We start from the raw sequence: 14366 nt of genomic DNA on the forward strand, positions 1-14366 counted from the left end.
ATCTATGCTCCATAGTATAAGATATTATTTGCTCTAATTTAATGACTTTATATCTAATAACAAAGTGCCTAAGTCAAAAGAATTATTCAAACCATTAATTAAGGAGCCGTAAAGCAGAAGAGAATGGTTACTTGAATATTTTCAAAAAGCTTGTCAACATTTCAAAGGAGTACAACACTATAAAGTTTGGCAAGATGGTCACCATGCAGCACATGTTTATAGCAATTCTTTTAGTAAACAAAAAATTGAGTATATTCATAATAACCCTGTCAAAAAAAATAGGTATACTACCAGAGGACTATTATTTTAGTTCGGCAAGAAACTATTCGGATTTAGAGAACGAATTGGAGGTATTGGTTTTATAGTTGTTTTGATACGTTCCGGTTGCTGGCCTCTTGTGGGCACTCGTTGCAAACGAGCGCTAGCGGTGGGGTTAATTGTTTTGTAATACATCGGATTTACCCTTCCGTTCATCCAAAAGTTAAACGGGTTACGGGATTCCGCAAAACAGTGATCTTTTAGCCGATTACCTTTGTCCACAATTTAATTAGCTAAATAGCAGTTCATATGAAAAAACCATTTTTTACATTCCTAGTTCTTGTAGCCATGTGCTTTATACAATGTACTTCTGATAATTCCACGAGCACGGAAGACTTTATAGAAAACCAGAACGACACTGTAGAAGAAAACACATCGGAAGAAGTGGGAGAAAATGACGATGACAATACAACCATTGTTGATGACCCAGATGGATCAAATACTAGTGAAGGGGAAGACGCAACGATTGATGAAACGGTAAGTGGAGACGATCAGCCTGCAAACAACGATAATGAAGAAACTATAGTGGGATGCGACAATGAGGATATCGTATTTGAAGATCAGGACACTTCAATGGTTGAAGGTGAATGCGCACAATTTTTAAATGAAGGCAGCATTAAAAGCATTACTAATGGTGAAGCTTTTGATTCCAGTGGTATATTGGCTACCGGAATTTATGGACAAGATGAAGATGTTTTTACATTAAGTATCAGTGGCGGAGATGGGATTGATGCAAGTCGAGATATTGATCAAAGAAATCAACGCGGAGTTGCCCTTGCTATTTCTTCTACTAATCTTGGATTTGATGATTTGGAAGTTGGAGTTACTTACAACGGTACCAACGGCAACAACTTATTAAACGGAGGTTTTGAATTATTCCTCTTTTACGTAAAGATAATTGATTGTGAATCCGTAGAAGGTGGATTGGATATTTCACCTACTGCTAGTCTTGAATTCTCAAAAATTGATCGCCAAAACCAATTATTGAGCGGTACATTTGAATTTTTAGCCACTGATCCAGATACCGGCAATACCTTTCCGGTGGTAAATGGAACTTTTACGGATATTTGGTATTGCAGACAAAGTTCAAATACCGGTAAAATGAATAGGATTAATAAAAAGATCCGGTCTGTATTGGCAAAATAAAGTGCTAGTAATCATGCTTTAACAATTTTTACTCAATGGCAAGGAAATGTTTTCCATGCCTATGATAGTGCGAATTTGCATCACAAATCGAAATATCTTTAAAAAGAAGAGCATTGGTAATTACCAACAAAAACCATAAAAAGACGCAGACTTATTATTTTTTTGATAAAAGTGTACGAAAGTATACATTTTTTACTTCCAAAGATTGGGCAGAAATCGCTCATACAATAAATACCGCCAGGTGCCCCAATCGTGTCCGCCGTAACCACCCACATAATACTCATGTTCTATATTATGGTTTAACAGGGCTTCATGAAAAGCCGCACTTCTGGCGCCCAAATAACCTTCTGCTTCCGCAGTGCCCAGTCCTACAAACAAATAATCAATTTTCTGATTGACCTTAGGGTCGTTAAGAAATGAGGATAACGTATTTTCACTGTCCATATCACCGGCACTCAACACCCCAAAAGAGCCAAACAAATCGAGCGAATTTAACCCTACAAACATGGTATGTCTTCCTCCCATGGAAAGTCCGGATAAGGCGCGTCCCTTTGGGTTCGTTTGTACTTTATACGCACCTTCCACCAAAGGAATAACATGCTTGCGCATTTCATCTTCAAATAAAGTAAACGTCAGTTCCACATGCTTGGGGTGATTTCGGTGTAGCATCTGATTATTAGGGATCACAATCACCATCGGTTTTGCTTTTCCTTCGGCCAATAAATTATCCATAATAAGATTTACACGACCATCATACATCCAGTTGGAAGGTAGTTCCCCACTCCCTCCTACCAAATACAGGGTGGGATACATTGTAGTGCCATCATAATCAGGTGGAGTGTACACATACAATTCGCGTTCGCCTTTTGTTACATCCGAATGGTAAATATGGCGGGTAACAGTACCATGCGGAACATTTTTTGCATCGTAATAGGCCGGGGCATTTCCATGCACCACTAATTGACTGTAAGGGGGCATGGCGGTAAAGGCAGCTACGGTATTGCTCGGATCGGTTATCTGTACCCCGTCCACATTAAAAAAATACATATAAATATCGGGTCGAATAGGGCCAACCGTTAAGGTCCAAATACCATCACTTCCTTTCGTAAATGGCATGAATTTCTCGGATGTTCCCAAGGCAGAAAGCAGGGCACCACCGGTAAGATTAACTTGCTTGGCTTCGGGCGCTTTTAATCTAAAGGTTACCGTTTGATCGTCGTGAACCTCAGGTGAATTTAATGGCGCACTAAAGGGTGTTAGATCTTCCGTATTCTTATGAGGGTTATAATCTAGATTTACATTGGCTTGCTGTGCTGCTAATTGCGGCATTAGCAATACGTTTGAGATGCCAAGAACTAGTAAGAAGAGATTTGTTCTTATTCCTTTGTTTGGTGTTTTTTTTAATTTTTGCATGAGGTTACTATTTTATGTTGACTTTTAAACCTTTTGAAGGCTTTGATATAGTTGATTTTTAGGTTAAAATCCTGTTCTTTCATTTTATTCACTCATATTCTTCTTTACTATAAGTGTTTATGAATCTTCGTTTTCTTTGCTTGTCCAAAAAAAACGAAACCGAGTAACGAGGTTCACGAATACCGATTAGAACAAATAAAATTCTAATGAGTAAACAAAACAAAAGACACTCCTTCTTAGATATTCCCGAAAATCGGAAAGGATTTTCGAGACCACGACCAAGGCCTAATTTTTTCCAAGGCTTCAAAAATTCTTAACGGCCTTGTTCGCTGCCCTACAGAAGGAGGATGTCCACGTGCACAACTTTACTACAATGAGCACGGTACTTATATCAATTCGATTGTTTTCGTATATTACTCATAAGGTAGTCCCTTTTGAATGAAAACTTTAGTCAATTGTCCAGCTATATTAGCATATACTTGGGCTCCTCTGAAAGTTCATCACCCATATAACTTTACTTCCCGTTAAAAAAGATCATAATAGCCACGACTATAGCCACAATGACAATAGAGACCCCTATATCCATCCAGTTGTAACTGTTCTTGTTCTTCTGTTTTTCCTCTTCAGTTATGGTGCCAAAGGTAAGGTTCACCACTTTTTCCCTAGACGGTGCCGGGGTGGCCAAACTCACTGCGATAATAAATAAAATACAGAACAGAAAGAACCAGGCACCAAAGGTTAAAAAGTTCATATTACCTAAGTAAAAAAGAAGTCCATTAGGGTCTAAACTTCCCTTGATAAGTTCTAAAGTAATTCTAATTGTTGCCACCACAATACCCATGATCAATGTGGCAAAAGCACCTTGGGAATTGATTCTTTTATAAAAAATACCCAATAGAAAAACAGCTGTTATCGGCGGGGCAATGTACGATTGTACGCTTTGTAAGTATTCGTAAAGTACTCCAGATATATTGGCCATAATCGGAATCCATATAATCCCGATAATCACCACGATAACCGTTGCGATTTGTCCGGTGCGCACCAATTTTTTTTCCGGGGTATTGGGTCTTAGCTTCTTATAAATATCTACGGTAAATAAGGTAGAACAAGAGTTAAACACTGAGGCCAGCGAACTCATCAACGCCGCCAATAAACCTGCAGCTACCAATCCTCGTAGTCCTGAAGGCAACAAATTACTCATTAATACCGGAAAGGCCTCATCCGGACTATCCCAATGCAATTCGCCCCTCATTTTTAAGGTAAGGGCAATAATCCCCGGAATCAGAAATAGAAAAACAGGTAATAGTTTTAATAAAGCCCCAAAAATGGTGCCGCGTCGTCCCTCTTTTATATTCCGTGCCGTAAGTGCACGCTGCACAATATACTGGTCTGTGCACCAATACCAAATCCCTACCACTGTACTGGTAATAAAAAGAGACGGCCATGGAAAATCCGGATCGGTAGCGGGACGCCACATATTAAAATATTCCGGTGTTAAGGTTTCGGTCATACTGCCCCATCCTCCAACTTTATCTAGACCAATGTATGTTAATATGGCGGCTCCCAAAATTAATAAAACGGCTTGAAGGGTTTCGGTGTACACCACCGCGCGCATCCCCCCCAATACCGTATAGATACCGGTAAGGATGACCGTAGCAATGGCACCGGTCCAAAAATCGATACCCAATAAAGCAGACACCACCACACCTCCGGCATAAATGGTTACCGATATTTTTGTAAGCACATAGGCAACAATAGAGAATACAGAGAGTACCCAGCGTGATCTGGCATCGAAACGCTTTTCTAAAAACTCAGGCATGGTAAATACGCCGCTACGGGCATAAAAAGGTAAAAATACCCAGCCCAAAATTAAAACGACCCACGCATGTATCTCATAAATTAACAAGGGTAATTTGTTGCTGGCCCCTGTACCCGCAAGACCCACCACATGTTCTGATCCAATATTCGAGGCAAAGATGGAGGCTCCTACTACAAACCACCCAATATTTCTGCCTGCCAAAAAATAATCTTCGGTGCTTTCCTTCTTTTTGCGAATCACCCATACGGCAATGCCTAATAGAACTAAAAAATAGATGGCGATACTTATCCAGTCCAGTGTGTCTAATCGTTGCATGATATTGGCTTATTTGGTTGATAGTTTAAATGTGGTTTTACTGCTATATTTTTCACCGGGTTCCAGCGTTACTGAAGGAAACTGACTTTGATTTGGCGAATCCGGATAGTGTTGTGTTTCCAAACATAGCCCGCTTCTTTGGGCATAGGTGCCTCCATTAGGAGCTGGAAGGGTACCATCCAAAAAATTTCCCGAGTAGAACTGAATACCCGGCTCGTCGGTAAACACTTCCAAATACCTCCCGCTTCCCGGATGATATGCTGCGGCAACTCTTCTGAAGCCTGCTTGCTGATCGTTGAGTACCCAACAATGGTCGAACCCACCTCCCAATTGCAACTGGGTATGCGCTTTACTTATATCCTGACCGATGACTTTTGGTTGTCTAAAATCGAATGGTGTTCCTTCTACGGACTCCAGAACCCCTGTAGGGATTAACCCACTATCTACAGGCAGATACTTGTCGGCATGTATTTCCAATTCATGATCCAAAATGGTATTGGAAAAATCCCCGGATAGATTAAAATACGCATGTTGGGTAAGATTAACAATAGTAGTTTTGTCTGTAGTGGCCTCGTAGAACACCTCTAAGGTATCGTCGTTATGTAAAGTATACGTGACATTCGTAGTTAATGTGCCGGGAAAACCTTCTTCTCCATCGGGGCTTACATAGGTAAGTAGTAGAGAAACTGATGTGGGTGTTTCTTTTGTTTTGGCTTCCCATACTTTTTTATCAAACCCTTTTACACCTCCATGGAGGTTGTTGGCTCCGTTGTTCTTAGCCAGTTGGTAGGTTTCATCATGTAAAGAAAACTTTCCGCCGGCAATGCGATTGCCATACCGACCGATAAGAGCTCCGAAAAAGGGATTCTCCTTTTCGTATTGTGTTAAAGTATCGAATCCCAATACCACATTTTCAAAGTTGCCGTTTTTGTCTGGAGCATTCAAAGCGGTAATTCGCCCGCCATAGGTGATGATATCAACTTGCAGGCCATTTCTGTTTTTCATGGAATACTGTGCTACCTTTTGTCCATCAGCAGTGGTGCCATATTCTTGTTCGGTAATGCTTCCCTTTTCCTCAGGGATTTCAAGACCCGTTGTCTTCTCTTTGTTTTCCTTTTGCTCTTTACATTGGATGTTTAAAAGCATAAAAAAAACCACTACTAAACCAGGCATAACTACACGTGTTGTATTTCTCATGATATTGGGTTTTAACTACATTTTATTCTCAAACAGGTGATAATACACTTCATTGGCATTTAGCTGATCTTTGAACTGCCGTATGCTGGTATTTTTATCGATGACCACTACTTCTATTCCTGCCATTTCAGCAAAATCTTCTATAAATTCTGTGGTCAAAGCTTGGGTATAAACAGTATGATGCGCTCCACCGGCCAAAATCCATGCGGTAGCCGCAATTTCCAGATTGGGCTGTGCATCCCAAAGCACGCGGGCTACCGGTAAATTGGGTAACGCAGCCATAGGATTCACAGCTTCTACCTCATTCACGATCAACCTAAATCTATTCCCCAAATCTACTAAAGAAACATTCAATGCCGGTCCGGCCGGGGAATTAAAAACCAAACGTACCGGGTCTTCCTTACCGCCTATTCCTAAGGGGTGGACTTCACAATTGGGTTTTTTATCCGCAATAGATGGACAAATTTCCAACATATGAGATCCCAAGACATAGGATTTTTGAGGGGTAAAGTGGTAGGTGTAATCTTCCATAAACGAGGTGCCGCCCGGTAAGCCAAGCGCCATAACCTTTAAGGCACGGAGCATGGCGGCGGTTTTCCAATCGCCTTCTCCCCCAAAACCATAGCCATCGGCCATGAGGCGTTGGGTAGCGATTCCCGGTAACTGCTTCAATTCGCCAAGGTTTTCAAAGGTATCCGTAAAGGCCTTGAATCCGCCTTCTTCCAGAAAGGATCGTAATCCTAATTCTATTTTAGCGGCATCGATAAGGGATTGCCTTTTACTGCCGGATTCCAGCAATTCTTCCATCAAAGTATAATCCGACTCATACACCTTTACTAAATCGGCTACTTGTTCATCTGTAAGGGTATTCATTTTCTTCACAATATCCGAAGAATCATAGCCATTAACTGAAAAACCAAAACGCAACTGAGCTTCTACCTTATCGCCATCGGTTACGGAAACTTCGCGCATATTATCTCCGATACGCGCCACTTTTAAATGTTGAAACTCGTTCCAACCCAACGCCACACGGGTCCAATTTCCTATTTTTTCCTGAACTCGTTCTTCTTTCCAATGCCCAACTACTACTTTTCGTTTCTTGCGCATGCGGGTCATCAGATGGCCAAACTCCCTGTCCCCATGAGCGGATTGGTTTAAGTTCATGAAGTCCATATTGATACTATCCCAGGGAATTTCGGCATTGAATTGGGTATGCAGATGACATAAAGGTTTGGTAAGCACACTCAAGCCCTTTATCCACATTTTTGCGGGAGAAAAGGTATGCATCCAGGTAATAATCCCAATACATTGGTTGTTTGAACTGGCTTGCTGACACAATTGGGTTATTTCATTGGGTGTTTTAACCGTTGGTTTGTAAATGAGTTTTACCGGAATATAATTTGAAGCATTCAATCCTTTGACAATTTCCTGTGAATTTAGTGCTACTTGTTGTAAGGTTTCAGGGCCATATAAATGTTGGCTTCCAGTTACAAACCATATCTCCTTTTCTGCTAGTTCTGCAATCATAAAAATCTTAACTTAATGGTTATTGTCCGTAATAGGCATCTTTGCCGTGCTTACGTTTATAGTGTTTTTTTATCAGTGAATTCTTTAATTTGGGGGCTTCAGGGTTTATTTGAAGAGTTAAATAGGCCATTTGGGCAACGGTTTCCAGTACTTTACTGTTATACACCGCTTTGGCCGCTGTTTTGCCCCAGGCAAAGGGACCGTGATTGCCCAATAATACCATTTCGACTTCTTCCGGAGAAAGATTCCGTTCTTTGAAACAATCCAAAATCTGTATGCCGGTATTGTGCTCGTAGTTCCCTTCTATCAAATGATCTTTCATGGGGGCTGCGCAGGGGATATCGGCCGTTAAGTGGTCGGCATGGGTCGTTCCGAAAATTGGAATATCTCGCTGGGCCTGAGCCCATGCCACAGAGTATGTAGCATGTGTATGGGCAATGCCGCCTATATGGGCCCAATTTTTATATAAAAAAGCATGGGTTTTGGTGTCGGATGAAGGTCTCATGGAGCCTTCGATAATGTGGTTATCATAGTCTAATACCACCATATCTTCAACCTTCAGCTTTTCATAGGGTACACCGCTGGGTTTTATGGCAAAAACACCCTTTTTTCTATCTACCGCACTTACATTCCCGAAGGTATAGATGACCAAACCCAATGCGTTGAGCTCCATATTGGCCTCATAACATTCTTGCTTTAATGCTTTATATTTGGAATTCATGAGCCTCTTTTTTTAAGGTGTTTTCTACAAATTTGCCCAATTGATCGTAAGCTTTCATTGCCTCTTTGTAGGCTTCTACCTTGTTGGGCTCCGGGAAATATTCCGCTTCAAAGTCGCTTCCCATTTTGGCAGCAGCCTGCGTAACTGAGTTATAAATTCCGGCTGCTACAGCGGCATATATCGCCGCTCCCAGAGCAGGCGCCTGATCGGAGGCTGCCACTTTAATCGGCATATTCATCACATTTGCCAAGGTTTGCATGACGTAGGGCGATTTCCGGGCCACCCCGCCAATTCCAATAACGGTATCGATCTGTATCCCTTCCTCTTTAAATCGATCGGCTATTTTTTTAGAGCCAAAGCAAATGGCATTTATTAAGGCTTTAAAAATGTGAGGGGCTTTACTCCCCAAAGACAAATACGCAATGGCACTTTTAAGGTTTTGGTCAGCGTCCGGAGTACGTCGCCCGTTGATCCAGTCTAGCGCTATGGGGATACTGTCTTCAATGGGAATGGCTGCTGCGGCATCGGACAGTTTTTTGATAAAATTGATTTCTATTTCCTCCTTTAGATCCTTTTTCTGTTGTTCAGAAAGGATTTTTGAGGTCATGACCAAATGCTCCACCGGCCAGGAAAGTACATCCTTAAACCAGGCCAACAGATCTCCAAAAGCGGATTGTCCGGCTTCCAAACCTATCAGTCCGGGAATAACCGAGCCATCTACTTGTCCGCAAATTCCTTTTATGGTTTTTTGGTTTACTTCCTCCTCACCCGCTACAATGATATCGCAGGTGGATGTTCCCATGACCCGTACCAAAGCATGCTCCACAATTTTGGCACCCACAGCGCCGGCATGGGCGTCGAAGGTGCCCACAGCAACTACGGTATCTGTGGTAAGACCTAATTTTACAGCCCATTCCTTACTTAGCTTTCCCGCAATTTCATTGGAAGTATAGGTTTCCTGATAAAGACGATTTCTTAGTGCACCCAAATAAGGATCTAACGTATCTAAAAATTCTTTGGATGGAAGCCCATTCCACTCGCTATGCCACATGGCCTTATGCCCTGCCGCACATCGGCTGCGCTTAAAGGAATTTACATCTTTTTCGGCTATGAGCAGGTAGGTCATGATGTCACAATGCTCCATCCAGGTGTAGGCGGCCTTCTTTACCGCATCATCTACTCTGGAAATATGTAAAATTTTGGCCCAAAACCATTCCGAAGAATAAATACCACCCACATATTTGGTGTAGTTTTCACCTCCCCAATTTGCCGCAAGGGTATTAATTTCATCGGCTTCTTTTATGGCGGTATGGTCTTTCCATAACACCATCATGGCGTTGGGATTTTCCGTAAAGCCTGCTACCATGGCCAGAGGCACACCGTCTTTGGTGACCGGAACCGGAGAGGAACCAGTGGTATCTATACAAATTCCTTTTATATCCTCAGCGTTTACACCACTCCGCGCAACGATGGTTTTAATGGTGTGCTCTAGGCCCTCAATATGATCCAGCGGGTGTTGCCGAAACTGATTCAGTCCCGGATTGCAATAGAACCCGTCTCGCCATCGTTTATAGTAATTTACCTCGGCATCTATTTCTTTGCCGTCTGCGGAATCTATCAGCACAGCTCTTACCGAGTCTGTTCCGTAATCCAATCCTATTACATAATTCTTCATACTCTTCGCCCTGCGTTTTTGAAGTATCCATTGAGCGCTTGTCTCCTTACAGACATCAACCACCTCATTTTACAATTCCTAAGTCCTATTTGGTTCCCTTTAATACCACCACGGAAAAAGGAGGAAGTTCCACATCCAGTTTTCCTTTTTTAAATTGATAAGACTTAAATTCAACCGGTTTAATGTTTTCAGGTTTATCAAAGGTATTGTGATCTTGTAACTTTCCTGATTTTAAAATAACACCTTCGATTTTCTTCATTTTCAACTCAGACAAATCTATAGATACTTTGTTTGCCTTTTTTGCATCGATATTAACTAGAGAAATATTAACCGCATCGTTTTGATCTAAGGAAGCTGATGCCGTAATCGCAGGTAGCGATTCTCCATTGTACGTATATTTTGGAGATTCAAAAGATAGGGGCAACAATTTGGCATCGTGATGCACATTGTACATTTTCATGACATGATAGGTTGGGGTCAAAATCATTTTCTCTTCCTTCGTTAAAATGACTGCTTGAAGTACGTTTACGGTTTGTGCCAAATTGGCCATTTTTACCCGATCCGCATGGTTGTTAAAAATATTCAGCACCATTCCGGCAATCATGGCATCGCGCATGGTATTTTGCTGATATAAAAACCCAGGATTGGTTCCTTCCTCCACATTGTACCAGCCACCCCACTCATCAACAATTAAATCCACTTTTTTTTCCGTATCATATTTATCCATAATGGCCACATGCTTCTCTATGAGTTCATTCATTAACCAAGATTCCTTCATGGTGCCAAAATAATGTTCCTCCGTAAAAGCGGTGTCAGGTCCCTTTGCCTTCCAATCGATTACCGAATAATGATGTAATGCCACGCCTTGTAATAAATTGTGTGGAATATTTTTCATTAAAACCTCTGTCCAGTTATAATCATCGTTACTCGCTCCGGAGGCTATTTTGTATAGACCTCCGTCAACATCAGCATCGGACATAAAGGTAGCATACAACCTGTAAATATCTGCATAGTACTCCGGACGCATATTACCACCACAACCCCATGCCTCATTACCAACGCCCCAATACTTTACCGTCCAAGGTACATCTCTACCATTCTCTCTTCTTAAATCGGACATTGGACTTTTTCCTTTAAAATTAGTGTATTGTACCCAATCGGCCAGTTCCTGAACCGAACCGCTGCCCACATTTCCAGATAAATAAGGTTCGGCTCCCAAGGTTTCACACAGATTAAGAAAATCATGCGTTCCGAAGCTATTATTTTCTGTTACGCCTCCCCACCAAGTATTTACAATAGTGGGTCGGTTTTCTTTGGGGCCAATGCCGTCCTTCCAGTGGTAGGTATCTGCAAAGCATCCTCCGGGCCAGCGTAGGTTTGGAATTTTAAGCGCTTTAAGCGCATCAATAATATCATTTCGAACCCCTTCCGAATTTGGAATAGGGCTATTTTCACCTACATAAAAACCTTCGTAGATACATCGCCCTAAATGCTCTGCAAAATGACCGTAAATATGTTTACTAATAATAATTTCTTCGGCAGGATTTTGAATTTTAACCACTGTGGGCGCATCCTGAGAAAAAGCTGTACTTATTGCTCCTATTAAAACAAATGATAAAAAAATTCTTAAGCGTTCCATAATTAAAGTTTAAGTGATACAATACTGGCGTGATCATTCTTGGATCGGTCATGATAACATGTAATAAGCACTAACAATTATAAAAATGTCTGGGCTTAAAACAAATTTATGCTTTACGTTTTGTTATAAAAACGCCTTTAAAATAAAATTTTTTAAAAGTGTTTTTTATACACAATAAAAGAAGTAAAATATTTTAATATGTACAAACTAAATCTAATTTTATTCCCTTTAATTTTCAATCGGCACAAATTGAAAGCTTTGTATGGTATCACTTGTAATTTTGTATAGGCTAATTACTACATAACAGACTCAAAAAATAAATGATTTTGTGTACAAAAATGTCCTTAAGTTACATAACTTGCATTTTAAAATTTATTCGGTGTTACACAATTACAATTCAGAAGACAAAGTACTCTTAGCCGTAGATTGTATCATCTTCGGTTTTGATAGTGAAGGTTTAAAAGTTTTATTGATCAAAAGGGACTTTGAACCGGAAAAAGGCAAATGGTCCCTCATAGGCGGTTTTCTCAAAAAAGAAGAAAATCTAGATCAGGCCGCCATTCGAATTCTACATCATTTAACAGGCCTAAACAATATTTACATGGAGCAGCTCTATGCGTTTAGCAAAGTAGATCGTGATCCGGCCGAACGTACCATTTCCGTAGCTTATTATGCGCTAATTGATATTGCATCGCATAGCAACGACCTTATTCGGCTCGACGCAGCACAGTGGTTTAACCTAAGAACTGCACCCAAACTCATTTTTGATCACGATAGAATGCTAGCAAGGGCTATTGCCCGTCTGCGCAGAAGAGCCAGAACCAAACCTATTGGTTTTGAACTTTTGCCAGAAAAATTTACCATGAAACAGTTGCAATCCTTGTATGAAGCCATTTTAGATGAAAAACTAGACAAGCGCAATTTTATCACTAAAGTAAATTCTCTGGAGATTCTTATAAAATTAGATGAAAAAGACATGTCTGTGTCACGAAAAGGTGCTTATCTTTTTAAATTTGATAAAGCCAATTACGATCTTAAAATTGAAGATGGATTTAATTTTAAAATCTAAGAGTGCTTCTCAAGAAGTACCACACCCTAAATAAATCTTTAGCTATACCGATAGAGGTAACTACTCATCTTACTCATTAATAAAAACGAATTCTGATGATGGGTGATGAAACGAAAAATTTATTTCTTTAGCGGATGAACACAAAGCAGAATCATCGCCAAAAATTAATTTAATACCTTCTGTAAACCTTCAGGTGTCGCCATCTTCTGCTTTAGTGTCTTTGCGACTTATTTCAGCCTTCAACAAATTTATTACACGTTTTGCCTTTTGCGTATGCATAATTCTAATCGTCTATTTTACCTCTACCTTTTATCCTTGTTTGAAAATAATAGTAACCCGGTCTTAGTAGTAGTCCGCATATAATAACACCAACCAGACAAGTAGGAATGAAAATCCCCACCGAACATTTAAAGTACTTTCACATCAATCATTAAATGAAAAGTATGTAAAGATAAAATACGCAGATGTCGGATAAGAACCAACGTTAGCAATTCCGAGTGGATTCGGCGATAGTTGAATCCGCCGTAATTGCCGTTATATAGTATTGGCAACAGTACTTGTTTAGTCATAATGAAATCTGCATTTCGCAATTAAAATCTCTCCTTCTTTGCATTGGTAAATCAGTCTATGCTCACTATCAATCCGTCTTGACCAAAATCCGGCGTATTTATGTTTTAAAGGCTCCGGTTTTCCAATTCCATCGAAAGGGTTTCGAGCAATGTCTTTTAAAAGTTCATTTATTTTCTTGAGCTTTTTCTTATCCGTCTTTTGCCAATACAAATAATCTTCCCAAGACTCGTCAACGAAAACGTATTTCATTTAATCTTCAATTAAATCTTTTTTGAAAGTTGTTCCATTCTTTAGTTTATCAATTGCCGAATCTAATCTCAATTCATTTTTTCGAGAGGATAATTCATGATTTGTCGCCATTAAAGAATTGTATTCTTGCAAAGACATAACTACAATGCCTGAATCTTTTCCGCGATTTATAATCAAAGTCTCAAAGTTTTTTACAACGTTGTCCAAGTAAGTCTTAATATCTTTTCTAAAATCAGAAACAGTTGTTATTTGCATAATAGTATATTTTTTAAGTACAAATATATGTACAAAATATAGTCCATGCAATTTTTTTTTAGTTGTTGCCAACGACCCTAGGCATCGAGTAAACACTGGAACTTTATACCCAAACCTTTCGGTTTAGCACATACTGAACCGAGGGTACGTCCGTTGGTGTTAGGTGCAAGTGAAATAACATGCCGAAGGCCGCTAGAACGTCTCAGGTGAGGGATGTTTTGTTATTACAGCCTTTATTTGTTTAGGCGAAGTCAGCAATATTTCCGGATACACTAAAGTTAGCTCTTTAGTTTTTATTGTCGTACAATTCACTGTTCTTTTCTCTTACATGACCCGCAAAAGAATAATAACTTGTCTTTTCGTTATGGTATAAATCAAATTAGCCATCCCCCGAAAATTGAATGTGACAATCGAAAAAGCATTGATTTTATTGATGTTTTGAGAGGTTTTTAA

Annotated in this window: 11 protein-coding genes; 2 read left to right on the plus strand and 9 right to left on the minus strand. The window is 40.2% G+C overall.

Features of this window, described 5'->3' with window-relative positions:
- Positions 1–567: 567 nt before the first annotated feature.
- Positions 568–1464 (plus strand): hypothetical protein, encoded by an 897-nt coding sequence (locus U1E44_RS16180; protein WP_322932157.1) that lies wholly within the window; start codon positions 568–570, stop codon positions 1462–1464.
- A gap of 192 nt (positions 1465–1656) precedes the next feature.
- Here U1E44_RS16180 and U1E44_RS16185 read toward each other — a convergent pair whose 3' ends face one another.
- From U1E44_RS16185 to U1E44_RS16215, 7 genes are all read right to left on the minus strand, one after another.
- Positions 1657–2877, minus strand: coding sequence for an alpha/beta hydrolase-fold protein (locus U1E44_RS16185; protein WP_322932158.1), 1221 nt, complete (start codon positions 2875–2877; stop codon positions 1657–1659).
- Positions 2878–3391: 514 nt separating this feature from the next.
- Entirely contained in the window at positions 3392–5011 is a 1620-nt protein-coding gene (locus tag U1E44_RS16190; RefSeq protein WP_322932159.1) for a sodium:solute symporter, read from the minus strand.
- Between the two features lie 9 nt (positions 5012–5020).
- Positions 5021–6208, minus strand: coding sequence for an aldose epimerase family protein (locus U1E44_RS16195; protein WP_322932160.1), 1188 nt, complete (start codon positions 6206–6208; stop codon positions 5021–5023).
- 15 nt (positions 6209–6223) lie between these two features.
- Positions 6224–7735, minus strand: a complete 1512-nt coding sequence (gene araA, locus U1E44_RS16200; protein ID WP_322932161.1) for an L-arabinose isomerase — start codon at positions 7733–7735, stop codon at positions 6224–6226.
- Positions 7736–7754: 19 nt separating this feature from the next.
- Complete coding sequence (locus U1E44_RS16205; RefSeq protein ID WP_322932162.1) at positions 7755–8456, minus strand: L-ribulose-5-phosphate 4-epimerase; 702 nt, start codon at positions 8454–8456, stop codon at positions 7755–7757.
- Complete coding sequence (locus U1E44_RS16210) at positions 8440–10131, minus strand: ribulokinase (protein WP_322932163.1); 1692 nt, start codon at positions 10129–10131, stop codon at positions 8440–8442. Before U1E44_RS16210 ends, U1E44_RS16205 begins: the two co-directional genes overlap by 17 nt.
- An 85-nt stretch (positions 10132–10216) precedes the next feature.
- Positions 10217–11770 (minus strand): alpha-N-arabinofuranosidase, encoded by a 1554-nt coding sequence (locus U1E44_RS16215; RefSeq protein WP_322932164.1) that lies wholly within the window; start codon positions 11768–11770, stop codon positions 10217–10219.
- Positions 11771–12149: 379 nt separating this feature from the next.
- Here U1E44_RS16215 and U1E44_RS16220 point away from each other — a divergent pair, with 379 nt between their 5' ends.
- Positions 12150–12839, plus strand: a complete 690-nt coding sequence (locus U1E44_RS16220) for an NUDIX hydrolase (protein ID WP_322932165.1) — start codon at positions 12150–12152, stop codon at positions 12837–12839.
- 561 nt (positions 12840–13400) lie between these two features.
- Here the strand turns inward: U1E44_RS16220 and U1E44_RS16225 are convergent.
- Together U1E44_RS16225 and U1E44_RS16230 are read right to left on the minus strand one after the other, a co-directional pair.
- Positions 13401–13658 (minus strand): Txe/YoeB family addiction module toxin, encoded by a 258-nt coding sequence (locus U1E44_RS16225; protein WP_322932166.1) that lies wholly within the window; start codon positions 13656–13658, stop codon positions 13401–13403.
- The gene (locus U1E44_RS16230) at positions 13659–13913 is read right to left on the minus strand and encodes a type II toxin-antitoxin system Phd/YefM family antitoxin (protein ID WP_322932167.1); all 255 of its coding nucleotides are present in this window, start codon (positions 13911–13913) and stop codon (positions 13659–13661) included. It abuts the gene before it with no gap.
- Between the last annotated feature and the right edge of the window lie 453 nt (positions 13914–14366).

The sequence above is a fragment of the Aurantibrevibacter litoralis genome (assembly GCF_034651555.1).
In the GTDB taxonomy this organism is placed as follows: Bacteria; Bacteroidota; Bacteroidia; order Flavobacteriales; family Flavobacteriaceae; genus Aurantibrevibacter; species Aurantibrevibacter litoralis.